Raw genomic sequence first — 23,760 nt, forward strand, 5'->3', positions numbered from 1 at the left:
CCCGTTACCGTGTGGTCGCGTGGGGGGAACACGCGGGGACTTGAGAGTGTGGTGGGAGCGCGGCCGGGCGCTGGGCGCGGCCAATCCCCTGGTCGTCGACATCGGACTCGCGCTTCTCGTGCAGGCCGCGATGACCATGCCGTTCCTCGTGCCGCGGGCGGCCGAGGCACCGCCCGCGACCTGGGGTGCCTACGGGCTGAGCACCCTCACCGTGGTGCCCCTGGTCTGGCGGCGGCGCGCCCCCGTCGCCGCGCTGTCCGGAGTGCTGGCCACCAGCGCGCTGTACCGGTTCACCCTGGACGGGCCCGGGCAGCCGTTGCCCTACACCGGGCTGGTGGTCGTCTACACGATCGCCGCGCTGTCCTCGGCCCGCAAGCGGCTGGCCACCGGGGCCGTGCTGCTGGTCGCCGTGCCCGTGGGGGTGTGGCTCAACACCCGGTCCGCCCGTGAACTGACCTTCTCCCTCTTCGTGTTCGCGGCCGCCTACGGCTTCGGGCGGCTCACCGACGCCCGGCAGCGCGCGAACCGGGTCGAGGCCGAGCAGGCCGCCGCGCGGGAACGGGCCAGGATCGCCCGGGAGATGCACGACATCCTGTCCCACGCGGTGAGCCTGATGATCGTCCAGGCGGAGGCCGGGCCGGTGGCGGTGCGGGCCGCGCCGGAGCGGGCCGAGGCCGCCTTCGACGCCATCTCGGCGGCCGGGCGGGACGCCATGGCGCAGTTGCGGCAGATGCTCGGGGTGCTGCGGGACGGCGGCGACGAGGACGCGGGCGCCGCCCCGCGTGCACCGCAGCCGGGGCTCGCGGACCTGCCCGACCTGCTCGAACGGGTGCGGGCCGGTGGACTCGACGTGCGGTACGGGACGGCCGGGGCCGTCCGGCCGTTGCCTGGGGCGGTCGCGGCGACCGTCTTCCGGGTCGTCCAGGAAGCCCTGACCAATACCGTCCGGCACGCGGGCGCCCGTACCGTGGCCGTGCGCCTGACCTACGGGGACGACGACTTGAGTGTCCGGGTGACGGACGACGGACGGGGACCGCAGCCCGGTTCCGGCGGGAGCGGCCACGGGCTGGCCGGGATCCGGGAGCGGGCCGCGGCACACGGGGGGAGCGCGATGACCGGGCGGGGAGCCGACGGGCAGGGATTCGAGGTGCTGGTCCGGCTGCCGGTGCCGGCCCCGGTGGAGGCGGCGCGGTGACGATCCGGGTGGTCGTGGCCGACGACCAGGAGCTGGTGCGCAGCGGCTTCGCCCTGATCCTGGACGTCCAGCCGGACATCGAGGTCGTCGCGGAGGTGGGCGACGGGGACGCGGCCGTCGAGGCGGTGCGGCGGCACGCGGCCGACGTGGCGCTGCTCGACGTCCGGATGCCGCGCAGGGACGGCATCGAGGCCTGCCGGGAGATCAGTGGCAGCGGCGGCTGCCGGTGCGTGATGCTCACGACCTTCGACTCCGACGAGTACGTGTACGACGCGCTGCACGCGGGCGCGAGCGGCTTCCTGCTCAAGGACGTACGCCGGGACGACCTCGTGCACGCCGTACGGGTCGTCGCCCAGGGCGACGCACTGCTCGCGCCGTCCGTGGCCCGGCGGCTGGTGGAGCAGTACACCCGGCCCGCCGCCGCCCGGCCGCGTCGGCCCGATCCCCGGCTGGACGTGCTGACCGGGCGGGAGCGCGAGACGCTGCTGCTGCTCGCGCGGGGCCTGTCGAACGCCGAGATCGCCGCCGAGCTGGTGGTCAGCGACCACACGGTGAAGACGCACGTCGGCAACGTGCTGGCCAAGCTGGGACTGCGGGACCGGATCCAGGCCGTGGTCTGCGCGTACGAGACCGGCCTGGTCGCTGCCGGGGATCCCCCGCCCGGGGGAGCGCCCCGGGCCGGTTCCTCCCCCACGTCGGCGAGGAACTGAGCGCCCGGAACCGCCTGTCGGGGCGATCCGCGCGACGTCCCAGGTCCGGAGGATGGAGCCGTCCACAACAACGGCTCGCACCAACGGAGTTGACCATGAAGAACACGGCCCGTGGCAGTCTGCTGGCCGCCCTGCTCGTCGTGGGGATCGTCGCCGGCCCGTCGGTCCTGCCGGCCGGCGCGCACGCCCCGGCCTCCCGCTCGGCCACCGCGGCGTCCGAACCGGCCCCGGACGACCCCCGCCCCGCCCTCGAAGCGGCCATCGCCGGGCTGCCCAGCGACGACGCCACCGCCGCCCTCGTACGCGTCGGCGGTCGCGAGGGCGTCTGGCGCGGCAGTTCCGGCGTGCACGACCTGCGGAGCAACCGCCCGGCCGACCCGGACGCCCGGTTCCGCGCCGGTTCCGTGACCAAGGTCTTCACCGCGGCGGTCGCCCTGCAACTGGCCGCCGAGGGTGAGCTGGACCTCGACCGCAGCGCCCGCTCGTACCTGCCGGAGCTGATCCCGGCGTCGTACGCGGGCGTCACCGTCCGGCAGTTGCTCAACCACACGCACGGCATCCCGGCCCCCGACTTCCCCGGGACCACCGTCGAGGAGGCGTACGCGAACCGCTTCCGTCTCTACGACCCCGAGGACATGGTCCGCTCGGCCACGTCGAAGGAGCGCGAGTTCGCGCCGGGCGAGCGCCAGCACTACCTGAACATCGGGTACACGATCGCCGGACTGCTCATCGAGCGCGTCACCGGTGACTCCTACGCGCGTCAGGTCGCCCGGCGGGTGCTGAAGCCGCTGGAGCTGTCCGGCACTTGCTTCCCGGGGACCAACCCGCGCATCGTCGGGCCGCACAACCACGGCTACCAGCGGATGCGGCTGGACGACGGCACGACCGGGCTGCGTGACGTGTCCGTGTGGGGGGCGACGGACGGCTGGGCGGCCGGTGACATCGTCTCGACGACGGCGGACCTGGAGCGGTTCACCCAGGCGCTGTTCGCGGGGCGGGTGGTGCGCGGGCCGCTGCTGGAGGAGATGTTCACGCTGCCGGAGGTGGCCGACTTCAGAACGGGGAAGCCGGCCGCGTACTCCGTCGGCCTGTCGATGAAGGTGCTGGGCGGCCGCGAGGTGTGGGGCAAGACGGGCGGACGCTGGGGATACAACGCGGCCGTCGCCGCCACCCGCGACGGCTCCCGCACCCTCGTCTACAGCGTCAACGCCACGGACGCCAAGGGCCAGGACATGAACAAGGTCGCGGAGAGCCTCATGGTGGCGGCGTTCGGCCGGCCGTGACCGTCGCCCTCACGTCCCCGGCGGAGCCGCCCGCACCAGACCCGTCTGGTAGGCGAACACGACCGCCGACCCGGCCGTGCCGACGGCGAGTGCGGCCGCCTCCTGCGGCACCCGCCCCTTGGCGCGCTCCTCCCGGTAGCGGGAGACGACGAACAGCGCGTAGTCGATGCCGACGGCGAGGCCCAGCATCATCGCCAGGGTGCCGGTGGTCGTGGACAGGCCGAGGGCGGAGGACAGCGCGAGGATCGTGGCCATGCTCACACCGACGCCGATGACGGCGGTCAGCAGGGGCAGCCCGGCCGCGGCCAGGGACCCGAAGGTGACGAGGAGCACCACGGCGGCGATCGCGACGCCGATCACCTCGGCCATGCCACCGGGCCCGGCGTCGTCGCCCAGCGAGGAGCCGCCCGTCTCGACGGTCAGACCGGCGTCCCGGGCCTGGTCGACGGCCCGCTCCAGGTGGGTGCGGCCGGCGTCGGTGAGATCCTTGGAACCGACCTTGTAGGTGACGGTCGCGAACGCGGTGGACCCGTCCTTGCTGATGGTCTTCGCCTGGAACGGGTCGACGGCGCTCGCGACCTGCGTGCCGTCGCCGAGACCCGCCACGGCCTTCTCGATGGCCTGCTTGTTCCCGGCCGCCGTCACCTTCTCGCCGCCCGGCGCGATGAACACGACCCGGGCCCCTCCCGTCGTCGTGCGGCTGCCGACAATCCGGACTACTGAGATCGCAGTACGAGCCGCCGCCAGGTCCACCTCGGGTACGAGATTCCCGAGCCTTCCGACCCGACCTGTGCTACCTTCGCTGCTGTTGCAGTTTTGGTTCCCAGAGACTTCGAGTGCTCTTCGACCTTTGTCGACGAGCACTCTTTTTTGTTTCCGAGGTTTCTCGGATCTCTCCGTAGGGTGATCAATGCGGCGACTACGGGTCCGCAAGGTGCGGGCCCTGAGTACTGCCCTCAAGGGAGATTCATATGGCTACCGGCACCGTGAAGTGGTTCAACTCGGAAAAGGGCTTCGGCTTCATCGAGCAGGAGGGTGGCGGTCCGGACGTGTTCGCCCACTACTCGAACATCGCCACCTCCGGCTTCCGTGAGCTCCAGGAAGGCCAGAAGGTGACCTTCGACGTCACGCAGGGCCAGAAGGGCCCGCAGGCCGAGAACATCGTTCCCGCCTGACGCGGACGCGCATGCCCTGACCGGGGCCCGCACCCTAGCGGTGCGGGCCTCGGCTCGTTTCATTCTTTTCCGGCTCACTCTTGCGAATCCTGCGGCTCTGCGGCGCCGCCGCGCATTCCCCGACACGTGCCGCATCGAGGAAGGTTCCCCATGGACCGCACGGCTCGCAGGAACAACGGCTCGTCCCACTCCCGTAACAACGGTTTCCGGTCCCGCAAGGCCGGCGGCGGAGGCACCGCCTCCCGTCCGGCGGGCGGCGGTCGCGGCGGGCGGCGCCCCGCCGCCGGGCAGGAGTTCGCACCGCCGGCCACCATCACCCCGGCGCTCCCCGCCGTCGAGGCGTTCGCCGACCTCGGCCTGCCCGAACGGCTGCTGACCGCGCTGAGCGCCGAGGGCGTGACCACGCCGTTCCCGATCCAGGCGGCCACGCTGCCGAACTCGCTGGCCGGGCGGGACGTGCTGGGCCGCGGGCGCACCGGGTCGGGCAAGACGCTCGCCTTCGGTCTCGCCCTGCTGGCCCGTACCGCGGGGCAGCGGGCCGAGTCCCGGCAGCCCCTGGCGCTCGTCCTCGTCCCCACGCGGGAACTGGCCCAGCAGGTCACCGACGCCCTCACCCCGTTCGCCCGCGCGCTGCGCCTGCGGCTCACCACGGTGGTCGGCGGCATGTCGATCGGCCGCCAGGCGAACGCGCTGCACTCCGGCGCGGAGGTCGTCGTCGCGACGCCCGGCCGGCTCAAGGACCTCATAGACCGCGGCGACTGCCGTCTGGACCGGGTCGCCATCACGGTGCTCGACGAGGCCGACCAGATGACCGACATGGGCTTCATGCCGCAGGTGACCGCGCTGCTCGACCAGGTCGCCCCCGGCGGCCAGCGGATGCTGTTCTCGGCCACCCTGGACCGCAACGTCGACCGTCTGGTCCGCGCCTACCTCCACGATCCCGTCGTGCACTCGGTCGACCCGTCCGCGGGCGCGGTCACCACGATGGAGCACCACCTGCTGCACGTGGAGGACGACGACAAGCACGCCACCACGACACAGATCGCCGCCCGCGACGGACGCGTGATCATGTTCCTCGACACCAAGCACGCCGCCGACCGGCTGGCCAAGAAGCTGCTGGCGGTCGGGGTGCGCGCCTCGGCCCTGCACGGCGGGAAGTCCCAGTCGCAGCGCACCCGCACCCTGGCCCGGTTCAAGGACGGCGAGGTCACGGTCCTGGTGGCGACCAACGTCGCCGCCCGCGGCATCCACGTCGACAACCTCGACCTCGTCGTCAACGTGGACCCGCCGGGCGACCACAAGGACTATCTGCACCGGGGCGGCCGTACCGCCCGCGCCGGCGAGTCCGGCACGGTCGTGACGCTGGTCCTGCCCCACCAGCGCCGCGAGATGACCCGGCTGATGGCCGACGCCGGCATCACGCCGCAGGTCACCCGGGTCCGTTCGGGCGAGCCCGAGCTGAGCCGCATCACCGGTGCGCAGGCGCCCTCGGGCGTGCCCGTCGTCATCGCCCCGCCGCCCGCCGAGTCCCGCCCCGCCCGCACGGGTGCCGCCCGGGGCGGCCGGCGCGGCAGGCCGCCCCGGGGCCGCCGCCGCTGAGCCGTTCTCAGGTCCTGGGCGGTGTCCGCACGGTCGCGGCGTCCGTCCGGGGGCCCGGCGGCGGCCGACGCGAGTGGGGGTGCCTCCCTGCCCGGAGAGCTCGGGGAAGCGTGCCGGGCGTCACGGGGCAGGCGGGATCAGCCCCGGCGCGGTGCCGCGGTCGCCGAACCGGCGGCCGTACATCGCGCAGAATCTGCGGACGCCCCCTACCCGTTCGGCGACAGCCGCACCACCGTGCCCTCGCCGTTCGACGACAGGAGCAGGGAGCCGTCCGGGGTGGCGGTGAGTCCGGCGAACCGGGCGGCCACGCCGGGCAGCCCGTGGGTGAAGAGCGCGGGAGCCGGGCCGGGGGTGGTGCCCGGGGGGAGGCCGACGGCCAGGTCCTCGGCCTCGACGCGGGTCCGGCCCGTCGTCAGGGAGACCGACCACAGCCGGCGGTGCGCGGTGTCCACGGTGAACAGGTCGTCGCCGTGGACCGTCACGCCCTGCGGGGAGCCGAGGCCCTCCGCCAGCGGCACCGCCTCGCCCTCGTCGAGGCGGAGTACCGCTCCCCGGTGGTCGTCGGTGACGTAGCAGCGCCCGTCGGCGTCCAGCGCCACGTCGACGGGGTGTTCCAGGCCCTCCGCCACGACCGTGACCGTGTCCGTCCCGTCGATGGCGACGACACGGCCCGCGCCCGTCTCGGCGACGAGGAGGGTGCCGTCCGTGCGGGCCGCGATGCCGAGGGGCTGGTCCAGGCCCGTCGCCCGGGTCCGGGTGGTGCCGGTGGCGGGGTCGTAGGTCTGCACGGTGCCGAACTGTGAGGTGGTGTGCAGGACGTCGCCGTCGGCCGTGATGCCGTGGACGAAGGGCTGGAGGATCTCCGTGGTCACGTCGCCCGACCCGCCGCCGTCCGGCTCCTCGGGGCGGGCCACCCGGTAGTGGTCCGCCGCGTACACCGTGCCGCCCAGGTCGACCGTCACGCCGTAGGGGCCGTCCAGGCCGCGCGGGACGACGGGGCGGGAACGGCCGTCGGGGTGCAGTTCCGTGATGCCGCCGCTGGCGAAGCTGGAGACGAACATGCGGTTCTCCGCGTCGAACGCGGCGTTGTCCAGGCCGACGACCCCGCTGGTGACGAGCGAGCGGGAGCCGTCGCCGTGCAGGTCGACGCGGGTGACGATGCCCTCCGGGCCGCGTGACAGCACATGCAGGACGCCGCCGAGGTCGAAGCGGACCGCGACCGGGTCGTGCACGTCCTCGGCGACGACCTCGGGCACCCCGCCGTCGGGGGGTATGCGCCAGACCTGCCTGCTGATCATGTGCGGGTAGTAGAGGCAGCCGTCGGGGCCCAGCTGCATCGCGTTGCCGAAGGCCAGCCCGTCGGTGAGCACGACCGGGTCGCCGCCCTCCGGGAAGAGCTCCAGCAGCCGGCCGTTCATCCTCATCTCGTTGACGAAGAGCCGGTCGCCGACGCAGGTGATCCCGTTGGGCACCTTCACCTCGTCGGAGACCAGGCTGTACGCGCCCTCGGGGCCGCGCCGCCACACCCGGCCGGGGACCAGGTCGGCGATGTACATCGACCCGTCCGCCCCGAAGGCCAGGTCGTCGGGCGACTGGACCGGGCCGTCCTGCGCCACGACCACCTCGACGTCCCCGGTGGCCGGGTCCACGGCGCTGATCTGCCCGGCGAGGAACTGCGCCACGTACAGCCGCCCGTCGGGGCCGAACGCCACCCCGTTCGAACCCCACAGCGGGTTGGGGGAGTTGAGGCGGCGGGCCTGCCAGTGGGCGCCGCGCACCCCACTCGGTTCGTGCCTGCTCGCACGCCCCGTCATGAGCCCAGCACCTCGGCCATGCCGCCCTCCGCACGCCAGCGCCGGATCAGCTCGTAGAACGCGATCGGGCCGTCGCCGTAGGACTCGCTGCGCGGTCTCGGCATGCCCTCGCCGTTGTAGTAGCCGGGGGTGCACTCGGACTGGAACCGGTACAGGTCCACCGACTTCTCCCGGATCGTGGCCCCCCAGGCGGCCTCCGCCTCGGCGGTCGGTTCCACGCACCGGACCCCGCGCCGGCGTGCCTCGGCGATCACCTCGGCGACGTGGCTCGCCTGTTCGTCCAGCACGTGGACGTAGTTCACGGAGCTGGCGCTCTGCACCGAGCCGAGCATGAACAGGTTGGGGAAGCCCCGGCTGTAGAAGCCGTGCAGGGTTCTCGGGCCGGTCTGCTTCCAGGCGTCCAGCAGGGCGGTGCCGCCCCTGCCGTAGGCCGGGAGCCGCCCGGACAGCAGCCCCGAGACGCCGACCTCGAAGCCGGTGCCGAAGACGACGCAGTCGACCTCGTACTCCTTGCCCCCGACCACGACGGCGTGCTCGGTGATGCGCTCCACTCCCCCGTGGTCGGCCGTGTCCACGAGGGTGACATCGGGCCGGTTGAAGGTCTCCAGGTAGGCGTCGCTGAAGGTGGGCCGCTTGCACATGTAGCGGTACCAGGGCTTGAGGGCCTCGGCGGTCACCGGGTCGTCGACGACGGCGTCCACCCGGGCCCGCAGCTCGTTCATCTTCTGGAAGTCGGCGATCTCCTCCAGGCGTTCGCGCTCCTCGGGCGTGAGGGAGTCGTAGCTGTTGGTGGGGATCAGTTTCTGCTGGAGGCGGGCGCTGCTGGTCCAGCCGTCGGCCACCAGGTCCTCGTCGGCCGCGCCGCCCGTGACGACCGCGAGGAAGTTGTCCCGCCGGGCCCGCGCCCAGCCGGGCCGCAGCGAACCGGCCCACTCGGGGTCGGTGGGGCGCTGTCCGCGTACGTCCACGGAGGACGGGGTGCGCTGGAACACGTACAGGTGCTGGGCGTCCCGGCCCAGGTGCGGTACGACCTGGATGGCGGTGGCGCCGGTGCCGATGAGGGCGACGCGCTTGTCGGCGAGCCCCGTGAGGCCGCCGTTCGCGTCGCCGCCGGTGTAGTCGTAGTCCCAGCGGCTGGTGTGGAACATGTGGCCCTTGAAGGTCTCGATGCCTTCGATGCCGGGCAGTTTGGGCTGGCTGAGCAGCCCGGTGGCCACGACGACGTGGCGGGCGGTCATACGGTCGCCGCGGTCCGTCGTGACGACCCACACGGACTCGCCCTCGTCGAAGCGGAGTTCGGTCACCTGCGTGCCGAAGCAGGCGTCGTCGTAGAGGCCGAAGTGCCGTGCGATCGCCTGGGCGTGCTCCCTGATCTCCTCGCCCGGCGCGTACTTCCACTTCGGGACGTAGCCGAGCTCCTCCAGCAGCGGCATGTAGACGTACGACTCGATGTCGCAGTGGATGCCCGGGTAGCGGTTCCAGTACCAGGTGCCGCCGAAGTCGCCGCCCTTCTCGATGATCCGGACGCCCTCCAGGCCCGCCTGGCGCAGCCGGGCACCGGCCAGCAGCCCGCCGAACCCGCCGCCGACGACGACCACGTCGACGTGGTCGTGCAGGGGCTCCCGGGTGGTGGGTCCGGGACCGGCGTGCGGGTCCTCGTCGAAGTGGCCGAACTCGCCGGTGGTGCGCCGGTACTGACGGTTGCCGTCCGGCCGGATCCGCCGGTCGCGCTCGGCCCGGTACCGCTCGCGCAGGGCGTCCGGGTCGAAGCCCAGGGGCGGCAGGGGGGTGTGGGGGGTGGACATGGGTGTCCTCTTCCTCTCGTGGCTCTCGTGGCTCTCGCGGAGGTCGGTGGGACTACGTCGGTCAGACCGCGGCCCAGGCGTTGTCCACGGGCAGGATCACGCCGTTGACACCGCTCGCCGCGTCGGAGGCGAGGTAGACGATGGCGGCGGCCTGCTCCTCCGGTTCGCAGATGCGGCCCATGTTGACGAAGTGCCGCCCGACGACGGCCGGTCCGTGCGCCTCCCCGTCGATGTGGACGTCGGCGGTGATGTCGGTGGCGGTGCCGCCCGGGGCTATGGCGTTGGCGCGGATGCCCTGGTCCCGGTACATCACCGCGAGGGAGCGGGTGAGCCCGAGGACACCGTGCTTGGAGACGGTGTAGGCCGTCCCGGCCGCGCTGCCGCGCAGCGACGCCTCGGAGGCGGTGGTGACGATGGCGCCGCCGCCGGCCCCGATCATGTGCGGCAGGGCGGCCCGCGTCAGCAGGAACGGTGCCGTGAGGTTGATCCGCAGGACCCGCTCCCACTCGGCGTCGGTGACGTCCGCGGCGGCGGACATGCTGTCCATGACACCCGCGTTGTTGACCAGGACGTCGATGCCGCCGAAGGTGCCGACCGCGGCGGCCACGACCGCGTCGACGACCGCGCTGTCGCTCAGATCGCCCGTGACGGCGACGGCCGTGCCGCCCGCGGACTCGATGGCGTCCACGACGCTCTTGGCCCCCTCCGCGTTCAGGTCGGCGACCACGACCCGCGCCCCCTCCGCGGCGAACCGCAGCGCGGTGGCGCGGCCGATGCCGGAGGCGGCTCCGGTGACGATGACGCTCTTGCCCGACAGACCCGTGCCACTCATGGCGTTTCTCCGCTCGTCGCGTTGACCCGGCGTCAGGCACAGTACTGGTTTTTGTCTCAGTGCGACATAAAGACGCGACGTGCCAAGAGGTCGTTTCGCGCCACTCAGACATACCGTGACGTAAAATAGGGTGAGCACGGCAAGCCGAGGAGGGCGCATGGCCGGACGAGCAGGTGGAGCCACGGGGCGGCCACCGCTGACGGAGCGGCGACGCGCCGAGACGCGGATGGAGATCGCCGAGGAGGCGGTCCGGCTCTTCGCCGCCAAGGGCGTGGCGGCGGTCACCGCGGAGGACATCGCCTCCGCGTCCGGGGTGTCGACGCGCACGCTGTGGCGGTACTTCCGCTCCAAGGAGGAGTGCGTACGCCCCCTGCTCACCACGGGTCTGGAGCTGCTGGCGGAACGCCTGCGGGAGCGCGCGGCCGACCACGACTCCCTCGCCGAGGCGATCCTCGGCATCCAGCACGACGCCGACGCCACACCGCGCCTGAGCACCCTCGGCGACCTGCTGCGGCTCTGCCGTGACGAGCCGGGGCTGCGCGCGGTGTGGCTGGAGGCGCACTACGACGCGGAGGCGGCGTTCGCCGCGATGATCGCCGACCGCACGGGCCGGCCCGCGGATGATCTCGCGGTCCGCGTGGAGGCGGGCGTACTGAACACCGCGATGCGCATCGGCGTGGAGGACTGGGCCCTGCGCCCCGACCGGGAGACCGGGCCGTCCTTCACGGAGACGGTCACGCGGGCGTTGCGGCTGGTGAGCGCCGTGACGAAGTCCTGACGAGGGTTCCTGTGCCCGTCCCGCTCCGGCGGGGCGGCGCCTACGGCTTCAGGGGCACCCCGGGGTCCGAGCTCCGGATCATTTTCGCCTTTGATCCGACGCGTTCCGCTCTGCCGCTCATCGGCGGCGACAAGGCAGGAAACTGGAATCGCTGGTACCGCGACAACATTCTTCTTGCCGAACAGCTCTATCGCGACTACACCGGCGCCACAGAGGAGTGAGGAGTAGGCATGCCCAAGAAGGCCCCACAGGACTGGGAGACCCTGGAGCAGGAGCTGTACTCGGCCGGTGTGGACCCCGCCGAGGTGGAAGCCGGCTCGCGCCGTCTGCTCGCGGAAGCCCGTGGGCATCAACTCGCCGAGACGCGCAAGCAGTACGGGCTGGCACAGAGGGACGTGGCCACCCGCATGGGAGTGAGCGTCGCTCGGGTGTCCCAGATCGAGCACGGCGAGGTCGCCGCGCTTGATGTCATCGCGCGCTACGTCGAGGCACTCGGCGGCAGACTGGACCTCGTCGCCGACTTCGGTGACCACACACTGCGGATGCCGGCAAGTGGCGACAAGGGCAGCGCGGCGGCGTAGCACCGGGAGGCTTGGAGAGGTGTGCCGGAGCGCACCGTCCGGAGGGCTGGCCGCCCGCGGTGGTTCCGGCCCAGTCGCCGCGCCCGCCCATTTTCCTCACCGCCCCGGCGGTGACGCCGTGCTCTCCCGCACCACCACCCGCGTAGGCACCAGCGTCGTGCCGTGTTCCACCCCGTCCTGCCGCATCTTGCTCAGGACCCCTTCCACGCACAGCCGTCCCACCTCGGCGAAGTCCTGGTGGATGGTCGTGAGGGGTGGCAGGAAGGACGCCGACTCGGGGATGTCGTCGAAGCCGACGACGCTGATGTCGCCGGGGACGCGCAGGCCGCGTTCGTGCAGGGCCCGGAGCAGGCCCAGGGCCATCTGGTCGTTGGCCGTGAACACCGCCGTGCAGTCCGGCTCGTCGGCCAGCCGCAGACCGGCCCGGTAGCCGGACTCGGCCGACCAGTCGCCCCGGACCAGGGGCGGCGGGACCCGGCCCGCCTCGGTCAGCGTGTCCCGCCAGGCGTTGGCGCGGCGCTGGGCGGCGAAGGAGCCCTCCGGGCCGGCCAGGTGCCATACCGTCTCGTGGCCGAGGTCCAGCAGGTGCCGTACGGCGTCCCGGGCGCCGCCCGCCTGGTCGGTGTCGACGACGGTGTAGCGGTCGCCGGCGTCCGAGTCGGCCACCACGACCTGTACGCCGGGCGGGAGTGAGACCGTCGCCGCGTCCAGCAGATGGATCTCCATGATGACGATGACGGCGTCCACGGCGAGTTCGCCGAGGCGGGAGAAGGCGCCGTTCACCTCGTCCTGGGTGGGGACGGCGACGGGCAGCAGCGTCACGGCGTAGCCGTGCTGGGCGGCGGAGGTGGCGATGGCCTCCAGGGTGCGGATGTTGCCCATGGTGGAGAGCGAGAAGGTGATCACGCCGAGCGTGCGGAACTCGCCGCGTCTGAGGGCCCGGGCCGCGCTGTTGGGGCGGTAGCCCAGTTCGCGCATGGCGTCCAGGACCTGGCGGCGGGTCTCCTCCGTGACGCCGGCGAAGCCGTTGGAGACGCGGGAGACCGTCTGGGAGGAGACACCGGCGAGGCGGGCGACGTCGGCCATGGAGGCGCCCTGCCGGGGCCGGTCCCCCCGCCTTCTCGTACGGCTCGTGCCCATCGGTTCGCTCTCGCCGTCCACTGCGCCCACCTGCCCCTCTGCATTTCGGTCCGGAACGACTCCTTGACCCCCGAGATTCGGACAGTGTAGACATCCCGCCAGTGGATGTTTACGTAAACATTGCCTAGCCCAAACCGTATGAGAAGGCATCAAATCCGTACCGGTCGCACCACGTAGCCCCGATCTCTGCGCCCGCCGGGACGCGCGGCACGCAGAAGAGCTGGAGTACTCGAGATGGCACACCGCACCCGTAAGAGAAGGCTCCTCGGGGCCATCGGCGTCACCGCCGTGGCGACCGGAACCCTCCTGGCCACGACGACCCTGCCCGCCGCGCACGCCGAGCCGGCCCGGGCCGCGGCCGCCGGGGTCACCGTCCGGCCGGACCCCTCCTACTCGGGGGAGAAGTTCGAGGGCTGGGGCACGAGCCTGGTCTGGTTCGCCAACGCCACCGGCGACTACCCGCCCGCGATCCGCGAGAAGCTCTACAAGCTCCTGTTCGGCGACGACGGTCTCAACCTGAACATCGCCCGCTACAACATCGGCGGCGGCAACGCACCCGACGTCAAGGACTACCTGCGGGCCGGCGGCGCGGTCGAGGGCTGGTGGAAGGCCCCGGCGGGGACGACCCGCGAGGACGTCGACTGGTGGGACGCGGACGACCCGGCCGACTGGAACAAGAACGCCGACAACACCCAGCGCTGGTGGGTCGACCGCATCAAGAAGGACATCACCCACTGGGAGACCTTCAGCAACTCGCCGCCCTGGTTCATGACCGAGAGCGGCTACGTCTCCGGCAACTTCGACGCCGGCAAGGACCAGCTGAAGACCGACTCCGTCGACGACTTCGCCAAGTACCTGGTGGGCGCGACCGAGCGGCTGGAGAAGGCGCACGGCATCAAGGTCGACACGCTGGACCCGTTCAACGAGCCGAACACCGACTACTGGGGCACCAAGCTCGGCCCCGACGGAGAGCCGACCGGCGGCCGCCAGGAGGGCGCCCACATCGGCCCCGAGCTCCAGCAGAAGGTGATCCGCGCGCTGGCCCCGGTCCTGAAGAAGTCCCGGTCGGACGCGGAGATATCCGCGATGGACGAGACGAACCCCGGCACGTTCGCGACGAACTGGAACTCCTACCCGCAGGAGGTCCGCGACCTGGTCGGCCAGATGAACGTCCACACCTACGGCACCGGTCAGCGCACCACCGTCCGCGACCTGGCCAAGGCCGCCGACAAGCCGCTGTGGATGAGCGAGGTCGAGGGCGACTGGGGCGACGGCCAGAGCTTCACGGACATGCGGCCGGGGCTGGGCCTCGCCCAGCGCATGGTCGACGACCTGCGTGAACTGGAGCCCAAGGCCTGGGTGTTCTGGCAGCCGGTCGAGGACTACGACAACATGAAGCCGGGCGGCGAGTCCGCGAAGGGCGGCAACTGGGGCGAGATCCAGCTCCCGTTCAGCTGCACCTCCAAGGACACCCTGAAGTCCTGCCCGGTCTACACGAACACCAAGTTCGACACGGCCCGCAACTTCACCCACTACATCAAGCCCGGCGACCGGCTGATCAAGACGGACGACACGTCCAGCACCGCGGCGATCTCCCGCAAGGGCGACGCGGCGACCGTCGTGCACGTCAACAGCACCACCGAGGCCCGTGAGGTCACCCTCGACCTGTCGAAGTTCGGCCGCGTCTCCTCGCGTGCCACCGTCACCCCGGTGGTGACCAGCGCCGACGGCAAGCTGGAGAAGCGGAAGGCCGTGCCGGTCAGCGGCAAGCAGGCCACGCTCACCGTGCCCGCCCAGTCGGTGACGTCCTTCCTCGTCAAGGGCGTCTCGGGGGTCGCCGAGGACGCGGCCGAGCTGCGCAAGGGCCACACGTACCGGCTGACCGGCGCCCAGAGCGGCAAGGATCTCACCATCGCCGGCAACGGGACGGGCCTGGTCATCAGGAGCGCGAACGCGACCGACCCGGCCGGTCAGCAGTGGCGGGTCGAGCAGGTCCGCGGCCAGGACAACCGCAAGCGGTACGTCCTCACGGAGACCGCCACCGACAAGCGTCTGGCCATCCGTGACGGCGCGCTGGTCGCCGAGCCGGACGAGGGCCGCCGCGACGCCGCCACCGAATGGATCATGTCCTCGACCGGCGACGGCACCTGGACCCTCGTCAACGCCGCCACCGGCCGGCTCCCGGACGTCTCGGGCCAGTCCACGAACGACGGCGCGAGTGTGGGCGTATGGCAGCCGAACTCCGGGGCCAACCAGCGCTGGAAGGTGACGGAGGTGACGGGCGGCTAGCCCTTCGCCACCGCGCACGCGCCTCTACGACGCCCCCGCCTGCCGCCGCCTCACGGTGACGGCAGGCGGGGGCGTCGCGCTGCGAGCCCCGGGCGGGCACTGCCCTGTTCCGGCGCTGGTGCCGGTGTTCCCCGACGGGCGGACTAACCGCGGTTGATCATCCGGTTCACCCAGCCCTTCCGGGGTGGCTCGGCGGGAGGTGTCTCCCGCACGGCCACCAGCTCCGCGACGGAGATCCGGAAGTGGCTCGAACCCGTGGAGGGATGGTCCCAGCCGTCGTACCAGAACGAGTAGGTCACCTCCACCAGCCAAGTGGTCTCCGAGGTCCGGAACACGGTGCGCCCGTACTTCTCGGTGTCGGTCCTTCCCGGCACGAGGGACAGGCTCATCTCCTGAGCCCGAGCGAGGGCCTCCTCCCTTCCTCCCTCGACGTGCACCTTGTCCGTGAGATCCCACGTGTTGTCACCACCGTGAGATTCGTTGGCCTCCACCAGCACGTACCACTGGCCGACCGATCCACTGCTCATGTCTCTCGCCCCCTCGGTATGCACCGTATTCCGGTGGCGGTCGAAGCGCCTCTCGTCGATGATCGCCCGCGTGACGTCAAAGGTGGAGAACATTGCGATCGACTGTGCGAACGCCTATCGACTGGCGTTGTTCTGGAGCGAAGTGACCGGGCAGCCACTGCATCCCGAGGACCAGCCCGGCGACAAGGAGACCGAGGTCATGCTGCCCGGCGGCCCGGCCCTGTACTTCAACGAGGTTCCGGAGCCGAAGTCGGTGAAGAACAGGCTTCACCTCTGTCTGCGCCCGGACACCTCGCGGGAGGCGGAGGTCGAGCGGCTGCTGGGGCTGGGGGCGTCCCTGGTCGACGACCGTCGCAAGCCCGACGGCCGGGGCTGGGTCGTGCTCGCCGACCCGGAGGGCAACGAGTTCTGCGTGCTGCTGGCCGAGTCGGAGCGGGCCGCGCTGTCCTCGTGACCCCCGCCCTCACAGGCCGCAGAACCCTCAAAGCCCGAACAACTCCGCTGCGTTGTCGTGGCACACCGCCCGCAGCCACGCCTCGCCGAGGCCCAGCCGCTCCAGCGCGTGCAGCTGATGCAGGTACGGATAGGGGATGTTGGGGAAGTCCGAGCCGAGCAGGACGCGGTCGCCGAGGTCGGCCAGCCGGGGCAGGGCCGCAGGCGGGAACGGGGCGAGCTTCTCGGAGAAGTCGGTGAACGCCATCGTCGTGTCCAGCCGCACCTGCGTGTACCGCTCGGCGAGGTCGAGGAACTCCTCGTACTCGGGCATCCCCATGTGGGCGAAGACCAGCCGCAGCCGGGGGTGCCGGGACAGCACTCGGGCGATCGGCTCGGGGCCGGTGTGCTTGCCGGGCGCCGGCCCGGAGCCGCAGTGGATCACCACCGGGATCCCGGCCTCGGCCAGCAGCCCCCACGCCGGCTGGAGCAGTTCGTCGGCCGGGTCGTACGCCCCCACCTGCACATGCGCCTTGAAGACCCGCGCACCCGCTTCGACGGCCTCCTGAACGTAGGCCTCGACGCCCGGCTCGGGGTAGAGGGTGGCCGTGTGCAGACAGTCGGGGGTACGCGCGGCGAAGTCGACCGCCCAGCCGTTCAGCCAGCGGGCCATGCCCGGCTTGTGCGGGTACAGCATCGCGGTGAAGGCCCGCACCCCGAACTCCCGCAGGATGCCCGCCCGTTCGGCCTCCTCCTGCCGGTAGGTGATCGGCCACTCGAGACCCCCGGTCAGCGTCCCGAGCGCGTCGAAGTAGCCCCACACCTTGTGCAGCACCCGCTCGGGCATGAAGTGCGTGTGCACGTCGACCAGCCCGGGCAGACCGAGCCGGCCCCAGAAGCGGCGGATCTCGTCGGCCTCCGCGCTCGTAGCGTGGGTGGACTCTGGGGAACCGGCAGGGTCGGCAGGTGCCTCGCGGTGATCGTCCATGCCGCCCACGATCGCCCGGGTGCGGGGGCGAGTCCACACCCCGGCGCGAGGGGGGTGTGAGGGATCCGTCACCCGGACCCGCCGGTGCGCAGGAGGCGTCACGGTTCCGGCACGCACGTCCGTGACGACGCCACGCATCGCTTGCCACGCTGCCACCGTACGCCGCCAGAGGGAGAGACCTCCTGGGTCCCGCGTACCCGAGGCGTCGGCGGTCAGCTCGCGAACATGTTCCTGGAGACCGGTGCCGAGCCGAACCCCCTCCGGGCTACGTCCCACCCGGGCAAGCTCCTCCCCTCCGTCGCCCCCCGTCGCCGTCTCGTCTCAACTCGTCCACCTCCCTTCCATGTCCGCGAAAGTAGATCGTGGCCGGCCGCCCGCCGGCCGTTCGCACCGAGACGGGAGATCCGCCGTGCCCCGACGCCCGCTGAACCGCCGTGAGCGACTGACCCTGATGGGGATCCTGCTGGGCAGCCTCGTCTCCGCCGTCGCCGGGGCGGCCACCAGTGAGACCTTCAAGGTGCTGCTGTCCTGAGGGCCCGCCCCGCCGTGCCGTTCCGCGCGGACCGCCCCAGGGCGATTCGGCGCATGCTTCACACCGTCGCCGAATCCGGGACTGTCCGGGCGGGCGGCGGTTCCCATAGGCAAGGATGCTTCGATGACCAGTCACACGAGTGGTTCGCGGCAAGGGAGCCAGCGGCGGATTCCGCAGCCCCTGGGCGTGACGCCGGCCCCACTGCGGGACTTGAAGGACTACGTCTACCTGCTCTATGTGGAGGCCGGGGCGCCGCCGGCACACCGGATGGCGGCCCTGATCGGGAACGACGACTCCTTCCCGGGCAGCCCTTCGAAGGCGACCATTCACCGGATCATCGGGTCGAGGGAACTCCCCACGAGCCAGGCGGACGTCGTCTCGGTGGCCCTCCTGCTCGCTCGCGAGACGGACCGGAATCCGGGCGAGGTGGAGAAGCGGGTACGGCGGATGTGGCTCGCCGCTCACTTCGCCGAGCCCCTGGGGGTCCCCCTGGCCGACGTCGACCCGTTCGCCCTGGAGGTGCACCGGGCGATCAGCGTGCCGGGGGAGCGGCCGCTGCCCAGTCTTCCCACCTACGTCCTCAGGGATCACGACACGGAGCTGGGCGCCCTCGTGGACCGGGCGATCGACGGTGAGAGTCTGCTCGTCACGGTGGTCGGTGAGTCCTCGACCGGGAAGACCCGCGCCTGCTGGGAGGCGCTGCGGCGGCTGCCGCCCGGGTGGCGCGTGTGGCACCCGTTCGATCCGAGCCGTCCGGACGCCGCGCTCGTGCACCTGGCGGAGGTCGGCCCGCAGACGGTGATCTGGCTGAACGAGGCGCAGCACTACCTCCTGTCCCCGGACGCGAGGACCGCCGAGGGCATCGCCGCGGGCCTGCGCTCGGCCCTGACCGACCGGCGCCGGGGTCCGATCCTGGTGCTCGCCACCGTCTGGCCGAGGTTCTGGGAACTGCTGACCTCGCCCTCGGCCACCGGCGCGGACGACCGGTTCGAGCAGCAGCGCAAGCTCCTCACCGATCTCGGCCGGTGCATCGCGGTGCCGAAGGCGTTCTCGGAGAGCGACCTGCGGCAGGCCCGCCGGAAGGCACACGACGATCCGCGGCTGGCCAGCGCCCTGGCGGGGGCGGCCGACGGGGAGATCACGCAGTTCCTCGCCGGTGTCCCGGAGCTCATGCGGCGCTACCAGTGCGCGCCGCCCGCGGAACAGGCCCTGGTCCACGCGGCGATGGACTGCCGCAGGCTCGGCCACGGTCCCGTACTGCCGCACGCGCTCCTCGCCGAAGCGGCCGAGGGCTATCTGAAGGACCGGGAGCTCGTCCTGCGGGGCAGCGGCTGGCTGGACAAGGCCCTGGCGTACTGCGCGATGCCGTGCCACGGCGTACCGGGACCGCTGACGCCGGTTCCGCTCGGCGACGAGGCGGGCGGGGCGTACCGGCTGGCGGACTACCTCGAACAGCACGGGCGGGTGGAGCGCCGGCTCGTGTGTCCTCCGGCCTCCTTCTGGGACGCTGCGGTCCGGCACAGCCTCGGCACCGACGACACCGTCGCGCTGGCCCGTGCCGCCCAGCGGAGGGGACGCCGCAAGGTCGCGGCGGCGCTCTACGAGCGGGCCCTGCGGGCCGGGAACACCGAGGTGCGGCCCGAACTGGCCGGGCTGGCCGAGGGCGTGGGAGACACGACGACGGCCAAGGAGCTCTACGAGGCCGCGTGGCACGACGACCGTCTGGCGCGCTGGGAACTCGTACGGCTGCGCGAGACCACGGGCGAACCGGGCCGGGCGGAGGAACTGGCCCACGAGGCCGCCAACCAGGGCGACAGCACGGCACTGACCCGGCTGGCCCGGCTGCGGCAGGAGGCCGGCGACGAGGAGGGGGCGCAGCGGCTGACGAGGAACGCCGCGGCCAGGGGGAAGATCAGGACGTTCGCGGGGCTGGCCCGGTCCCGGGAAGAGGTGGGGGATCGAGAGGGGGCGGAATCGCTCGCGTTCCTGGCCCTGAACCAGACGGGCAGCACGTACGCGCTGTCCGAACTGGCGGGCATGCGGGAGAAGGCCGGGGACGGGGAGGCGGCGGAGCATCTGGTGCTGGCGGCGGCCGGGCGTGGGAAGGTGCGTCCCGCCATCAGGCTGGCCGGGATGCGACGGCAGGCCGGGGACCGCGAGGGCGCGGCACGGGCGCTCGACCTCGCCGCCGGCTCGGGCAGCATCTTCGCCCTGACCGAGCTCGCCCGGCTGATGCGCAGGTGGGGGGAGAACGAGGAGGCCGAGCGGTTTCTGCGCTCGGCCGTGGACCGGGGCAGCATGTTCGCCCTGACCGAGCTGGCCCGGCTGCGGGAGAAGGCCGGCGACCGGCAGGCCGCGCTGCGGCTCTACCGCAGGGCGGCCGAGCGGGGCAGTACGGACGCGCTGGCCCATCTCGCCCTGCTGAAGGAGGAGGAGGGGGCCGGCGAGGAGGCGGAGCGGATGGCGTGCAGCGCCGCCGACGGCGGCAGCACCTTCGCCCTGCTCGAACTGTCGTGGCTGCGCGAGAACTCCAGCGACCGCCAGGGCGCCGAGCGTCTGGCGCAGACCGCCTACCGTGCGGGCAACTCGGGTGCGCTCGTGCTGCTCGCCCGGTTACGGGAGAAGGCCGGGGACAAGCACGGGGCCGAAGCCCTCGTCCTCCAGGCGGCCGGGGCCGGTGACGGCCGGGTGCTCAACGAGTTCGTCCTGCGCCGGGAGAAGACCGGTGACAGCGAGGGTGCCGAGTTCCTCGCCACGGCCGGGGGCGGCAAGGTGCTGCTGCAACTGGCCTGGCTCTGGGAGTCGGACGGCAGGAAGGCGGACGCGGAGCGGCTCTACCAGCACGCGGCCGACCAGGGACAGACCCAGGCCCTGCGGGAGCTGGTCCGTCTGAAGCACCAGGCCGGTGATCATGACGCGGCGGAGGACCACGCCCGCGCGGCCGCCTGCGCCGGGCATGTGGAGGCACTGTGCGAACTCGCCTGCATGTACGCCGAAACGGGCCTGTCGGCCGACGCCGACCGCCTCCACCGGGCCGCGATCGACGCGGGATACGACGGCGCGCTCCCCCACCTGGCGCGGCTGCGCGCCCGCACGGACCCTGACTGGGAGACCCTCCCCCGCTACGGCCTCACCGCCGACGGCGACCTGTCGGGGCCCTGGCACATCGAGTCGCCGGAGAGGCCGATGCCCCGCCTCGCCGAGCGCGTCACATGACAGGACGGGGCCGGAAGCGGTCCGTCGCCCTCAGCACCGCGTCCGTCGTGGCGTCCCCGGACAGCCCGTGCCCCTCCGCACCGATCAGCACGAGCTCCGCGTCCGGCCACACCTGTGCCAGCCGCCAGGCCACGTCCGGCGGCCCGCTGATGTCCAGCCGTCCATGGATCATCACGCCGGGGATGCCGGTGAGCTTCCCGGCGTCCCGCAGCAGCGCCCCGTCCTCCAGGAAGCCGGCGTGCCGCCAGTAGTGCGTGACGAGGCGGGCGAAGCGCAGCCGGAAGCGCGGGTCCTCGTAACGGGGGTCGGGCCTGTGCCCGGGGTGGGTGGACACGTGCACGTCCTCCCACCGGCACCATTCGCGCGCGGCCCGCTCCCGCACGGCCGGGTCCTGGTCGTCGAGCATCCGCGCGTACGCGTCGACCAGGCTGCCGTCGCGCTCCGGCTCGGGGACCGTGTCGCGGAACCGGGCCCACTCCTCCGGGAAGATCCGCCCCATGTCCCGGGTGACCCACTCCACCTCGCGGCGCGTGGTGTTGGTGACGCTGAAGAGCACCAGCTCCGACACGCGCCCGGGATGCTGTTCCGCGTAGGCGAGCGCGAGGGTCACGCCCCAGGAGCCGCCGAGAACCAGCCACTTGCCGATGCCGAGGTGCTGCCGCAGCGTCTCGATGTCGGCGATGAGATGGGCGGTGGTGTTGGCCGCGAGCGAGGTCCGCGGGTCGGCGGCGTCCGGTGTGCTCCGGCCGCACCCGCGCTGGTCGAACAGCACGATGCGGTACGCGGACGGGTCGAAGAGCCGGCGCCAGAACGGGCCCGCGCCGGACCCCGGCCCACCGTGCAGCACGAGGGCGGGCTTGCCCTCGGGATTCCCGCAGGTCTCCCAGTACACGTGGTTGCCGTCGCCGACGTCGAGCATGCCGTGCTCGTACGGCTCGACGGGGGGATGGAGTCCGGCCATGTCCGACGCACCCTCCAGCAGATCGGTGACAGCACCTGGCTCGAGCCTGCCTCCCCTGTGAACACCACGGCAACTACCGCCGGGTCATGGAGAGATCGCGTCGAAATGCAACCACGAGGTTGCTCCCTCCCCTCTTCCCTCCCAAGCGAGCTGGAGACTTCAACCAACTCGACCGCATCGGCAGTACGCCGCAGCGCACGCGCCCGAGGGGAACCCACACAGTGACCACACGCGAGCACAGACCAGGCCGGACCGGCACCCGCAGACGTTTCCCACGGCTGAGGATCGCCCTCGCCGCCGCCGTCTCCTTCGCCGTCGCCGGCACCGGAGTCCAGGCGATGGCCGCCCAGCAGGACCCGGAGACGGGGCAGCCGGCCGTGCCGTCCCTCTCCTGGTCCGACTGCCAGGGCGGCTTCGAGTGCGCCGACGCCCAAGTGCCCCTGGACTACCGCGATCCGCAGGGCAGGACCCTCACCCTCGCCGTGATCCGCAAGAAGGCCCCGGACCAGGCGAAGAAGAAGGGCACCCTCTTCCTCCAGCCCGGCGGGCCCGGCAACTCCGGTGTGGACTTCGTGCGCGGCAACTACGCCGGCCTGCCGGCCTCCGTGCGCGACTCCTTCGACGTCTTCGGGTACGACGTCCGCGGTGTCGGGCGCAGTTCGCAGGTCGAGTGCTGGAACGACCAGACGTACACCCAGGCGATCACCGCCGCGAAGGGCGTCCCCGGCCCGGACGCCTACGAGCCCGCCGTGCGCCAGGCCGCCGCGTTCGACCAGGCCTGCCAGGACAACGCGGGTGGGCTGCTGCCGTACGTGGGCACCGAGTACGTGGCCCGCGACATCGACCTGCTGCGCCAGGCCCTCGGGGAGAACCAGCTCACCTACTACGGGCGGTCGTTCGGCAGCTACATAGGCACCGTCTACGCCGCCCTCTTCCCCGACCGGGTGCGTGCCCTGGTGCTCGACGGCGCGTACGACCCGGAGCACTACGCGAACAAGCCCTACGCCTACGATCGGCCCCAGTACCTGGCCCTGGACGGCGCGATGAGCCGCTTCCTCGACTGGTGCGCGGCGGACCAGGCCACGTGCGGGTTCGGCGACGGCGACCCCCGGGCCGCGTTCCAGCAGCTCAAGGCCGACCTGGACGCCAGCCCCGTACCGACCGCGAACGGCGGCCAGGCGAACGGCTACACCCTCGTCTACCGCCTCCTGTTCAACATCAACGCGGGCAAGGTCATCTGGCCCTCCCTCGGCGAGGCCCTGCACAAGGCCCAGCAGCGCGACAACACCTCGTTCCTGCTCCGGCCGCCGTCGGCGGCGAGCTACGACTTCCTCAACCCGAACGTGGTCGTCGAGTGCGTCGACAAGGACTACCCGCGTGACCCGGCCCTGATGAAGCGGAAGGTGACCTCCTTCGCGAAGGCCGCGCCGCTGCTCGGACCGGCCCTCGCCTACGGCCCGCCGCTCTACGACCACCAGCACGCCACCGCCTGCGCCCAGTGGCCCGCCGAGAAGGTCAGCCGCTACGACGGTTCCTTCCGCGCCAAGGGTTCCGCACCGATCCTGGTCCTCGGCACCACCGGTGACCCGGACACCCCGTACCAGGACGCGGTTGCCCTGTCCCGGCAGCTGGACAACGCCCGGCTGCTCACCTTCAGGGCCGAGGGGCACACCGCGTTCGGGCGCAGCGTCTGCGCGACGGACGCCGTCACGGACTACCTCGTCGACCTGGAGGTCCCGGCGCACGGCACGACGTGCGCCGACGAGACCCAGCCGCCGTCCGCCACACCGAAGACGGCACCGCCCGGCATCACACTCGGCGAGCTCCGCCACGGCGTCAGCGACCGGCTCGAACGCCTCGGCGACATGCGCTGACCGACCGCTCCACGGCACCCCGGCTGCCG

At 72.3% G+C, this 23,760-nt stretch carries 20 protein-coding genes and 1 pseudogene; 13 read left to right on the forward strand and 8 right to left on the reverse strand.

Annotation, left to right across the window (positions count from 1 at the left end; translation table 11 throughout):
- Positions 1-19: 19 nt before the first annotated feature.
- The 3 genes from ABEA82_RS11490 (at position 20) to ABEA82_RS11500 (ending at position 3,188) form a co-directional block, all read left to right on the forward strand.
- Entirely contained in the window at positions 20-1,195 is a 1,176-nt protein-coding gene (locus ABEA82_RS11490) for a sensor histidine kinase (RefSeq protein ID WP_345661298.1), read from the forward strand.
- Positions 1,192-1,905: a response regulator transcription factor gene (locus ABEA82_RS11495; protein ID WP_345661299.1), complete on the forward strand. Its 714-nt coding sequence runs from the start codon at positions 1,192-1,194 to the stop codon at positions 1,903-1,905. The genes ABEA82_RS11490 and ABEA82_RS11495 overlap by 4 nt, the downstream gene beginning before the upstream one ends.
- 95 nt (positions 1,906-2,000) lie before the next feature.
- On the forward strand, positions 2,001-3,188 hold the full coding sequence (locus tag ABEA82_RS11500; protein ID WP_345661300.1) for a serine hydrolase domain-containing protein: 1,188 nt from the start codon (positions 2,001-2,003) through the stop codon (positions 3,186-3,188).
- A gap of 24 nt (positions 3,189-3,212) precedes the next feature.
- Here ABEA82_RS11500 and ABEA82_RS11505 read toward each other — a convergent pair.
- Positions 3,213-3,872, reverse strand: a pseudogene (locus tag ABEA82_RS11505) (MMPL family transporter); the annotation flags it as partial.
- A gap of 287 nt (positions 3,873-4,159) precedes the next feature.
- Here ABEA82_RS11505 and ABEA82_RS11510 point away from each other — a divergent pair.
- The gene (locus tag ABEA82_RS11510) at positions 4,160-4,363 is read left to right on the forward strand and encodes a cold-shock protein (protein WP_003991681.1); all 204 of its coding nucleotides are present in this window, start codon (positions 4,160-4,162) and stop codon (positions 4,361-4,363) included.
- Positions 4,364-4,513: 150 nt separating this feature from the next.
- Positions 4,514-5,962 carry a DEAD/DEAH box helicase gene (locus tag ABEA82_RS11515; protein WP_345661301.1) on the forward strand — a complete coding sequence of 483 codons (1,449 nt, stop codon included), beginning with the start codon at positions 4,514-4,516 and terminating at the stop codon, positions 5,960-5,962.
- A gap of 206 nt (positions 5,963-6,168) precedes the next feature.
- On the opposite strand, the gene ABEA82_RS11520 is transcribed toward ABEA82_RS11515, so the two are convergent.
- The 3 genes from ABEA82_RS11520 to ABEA82_RS11530 form a co-directional block, all read right to left on the reverse strand.
- Positions 6,169-7,776 carry an SMP-30/gluconolactonase/LRE family protein gene (locus ABEA82_RS11520; protein ID WP_345661302.1) on the reverse strand — a complete coding sequence of 536 codons (1,608 nt, stop codon included), beginning with the start codon at positions 7,774-7,776 and terminating at the stop codon, positions 6,169-6,171.
- Positions 7,773-9,581, reverse strand: coding sequence for a flavin-containing monooxygenase (locus tag ABEA82_RS11525; protein WP_345661303.1), 1,809 nt, complete (start codon positions 9,579-9,581; stop codon positions 7,773-7,775). Before ABEA82_RS11525 ends, ABEA82_RS11520 begins: the two co-directional genes overlap by 4 nt.
- A gap of 61 nt (positions 9,582-9,642) precedes the next feature.
- A complete protein-coding gene (locus tag ABEA82_RS11530) occupies positions 9,643-10,413 on the reverse strand; it encodes an SDR family NAD(P)-dependent oxidoreductase (RefSeq protein WP_345661305.1) in 771 nt (256 codons plus the stop codon).
- A gap of 157 nt (positions 10,414-10,570) precedes the next feature.
- Between ABEA82_RS11530 and ABEA82_RS11535 the strand changes: the two genes are divergently transcribed.
- From ABEA82_RS11535 to ABEA82_RS11545, 3 genes are read left to right on the forward strand one after another with little or no spacing between them, the layout of a single operon-like run.
- A complete protein-coding gene (locus tag ABEA82_RS11535) occupies positions 10,571-11,191 on the forward strand; it encodes a TetR/AcrR family transcriptional regulator (RefSeq protein ID WP_345661306.1) in 621 nt (206 codons plus the stop codon).
- Between the two features lie 11 nt (positions 11,192-11,202).
- Positions 11,203-11,412: a type II toxin-antitoxin system RelE/ParE family toxin gene (locus tag ABEA82_RS11540; protein WP_345661308.1), complete on the forward strand. Its 210-nt coding sequence runs from the start codon at positions 11,203-11,205 to the stop codon at positions 11,410-11,412.
- A gap of 9 nt (positions 11,413-11,421) precedes the next feature.
- Complete coding sequence (locus tag ABEA82_RS11545) at positions 11,422-11,772, forward strand: helix-turn-helix domain-containing protein (protein ID WP_345661309.1); 351 nt, start codon at positions 11,422-11,424, stop codon at positions 11,770-11,772.
- Between the two features lie 96 nt (positions 11,773-11,868).
- Here ABEA82_RS11545 and ABEA82_RS11550 read toward each other — a convergent pair whose 3' ends face one another.
- On the reverse strand, positions 11,869-12,858 hold the full coding sequence (locus ABEA82_RS11550; protein ID WP_345661310.1) for a LacI family DNA-binding transcriptional regulator: 990 nt from the start codon (positions 12,856-12,858) through the stop codon (positions 11,869-11,871).
- A gap of 288 nt (positions 12,859-13,146) precedes the next feature.
- Between ABEA82_RS11550 and ABEA82_RS11555 the strand changes: the two genes are divergently transcribed.
- Complete coding sequence (locus ABEA82_RS11555; protein WP_345661311.1) at positions 13,147-15,201, forward strand: RICIN domain-containing protein; 2,055 nt, start codon at positions 13,147-13,149, stop codon at positions 15,199-15,201.
- Between the two features lie 143 nt (positions 15,202-15,344).
- Here the strand turns inward: ABEA82_RS11555 and ABEA82_RS11560 are convergent, their stop codons facing one another.
- Positions 15,345-15,728: a hypothetical protein gene (locus ABEA82_RS11560; RefSeq protein ID WP_345661312.1), complete on the reverse strand. Its 384-nt coding sequence runs from the start codon at positions 15,726-15,728 to the stop codon at positions 15,345-15,347.
- A 58-nt stretch (positions 15,729-15,786) separates the two neighbouring features.
- Between ABEA82_RS11560 and ABEA82_RS11565 the strand changes: the two genes are divergently transcribed.
- A complete protein-coding gene (locus ABEA82_RS11565; protein WP_423652695.1) occupies positions 15,787-16,182 on the forward strand; it encodes a VOC family protein in 396 nt (131 codons plus the stop codon).
- Positions 16,183-16,209: 27 nt separating this feature from the next.
- On the opposite strand, the gene ABEA82_RS11570 is transcribed toward ABEA82_RS11565, so the two are convergent.
- Positions 16,210-17,148 carry an amidohydrolase family protein gene (locus tag ABEA82_RS11570; RefSeq protein ID WP_345661314.1) on the reverse strand — a complete coding sequence of 313 codons (939 nt, stop codon included), beginning with the start codon at positions 17,146-17,148 and terminating at the stop codon, positions 16,210-16,212.
- Positions 17,149-17,557: 409 nt separating this feature from the next.
- Here ABEA82_RS11570 and ABEA82_RS11575 point away from each other — a divergent pair, with 409 nt between their 5' ends.
- Both ABEA82_RS11575 and ABEA82_RS11580 read left to right on the forward strand, forming a co-directional pair.
- Positions 17,558-17,680, forward strand: a complete 123-nt coding sequence (locus ABEA82_RS11575; protein ID WP_276327084.1) for a hypothetical protein — start codon at positions 17,558-17,560, stop codon at positions 17,678-17,680.
- A 123-nt stretch (positions 17,681-17,803) separates the two neighbouring features.
- The gene (locus ABEA82_RS11580; RefSeq protein ID WP_345661315.1) at positions 17,804-20,896 is read left to right on the forward strand and encodes a tetratricopeptide repeat protein; all 3,093 of its coding nucleotides are present in this window, start codon (positions 17,804-17,806) and stop codon (positions 20,894-20,896) included.
- Here the strand turns inward: ABEA82_RS11580 and pip are convergent.
- Positions 20,889-21,857 carry a prolyl aminopeptidase gene (pip, locus tag ABEA82_RS11585; protein WP_345661316.1) on the reverse strand — a complete coding sequence of 323 codons (969 nt, stop codon included), beginning with the start codon at positions 21,855-21,857 and terminating at the stop codon, positions 20,889-20,891. The genes ABEA82_RS11580 and pip overlap by 8 nt on opposite strands.
- 221 nt (positions 21,858-22,078) lie before the next feature.
- On the opposite strand from pip, the gene ABEA82_RS11590 reads away from it, so the two are divergent.
- Positions 22,079-23,731 carry an alpha/beta hydrolase gene (locus ABEA82_RS11590; protein ID WP_345661317.1) on the forward strand — a complete coding sequence of 551 codons (1,653 nt, stop codon included), beginning with the start codon at positions 22,079-22,081 and terminating at the stop codon, positions 23,729-23,731.
- Positions 23,732-23,760: the final 29 nt, after the last annotated feature.

This window comes from Streptomyces venetus (assembly GCF_039540295.1).
GTDB classification, from domain to species: Bacteria; Actinomycetota; Actinomycetes; order Streptomycetales; family Streptomycetaceae; genus Streptomyces; species Streptomyces venetus.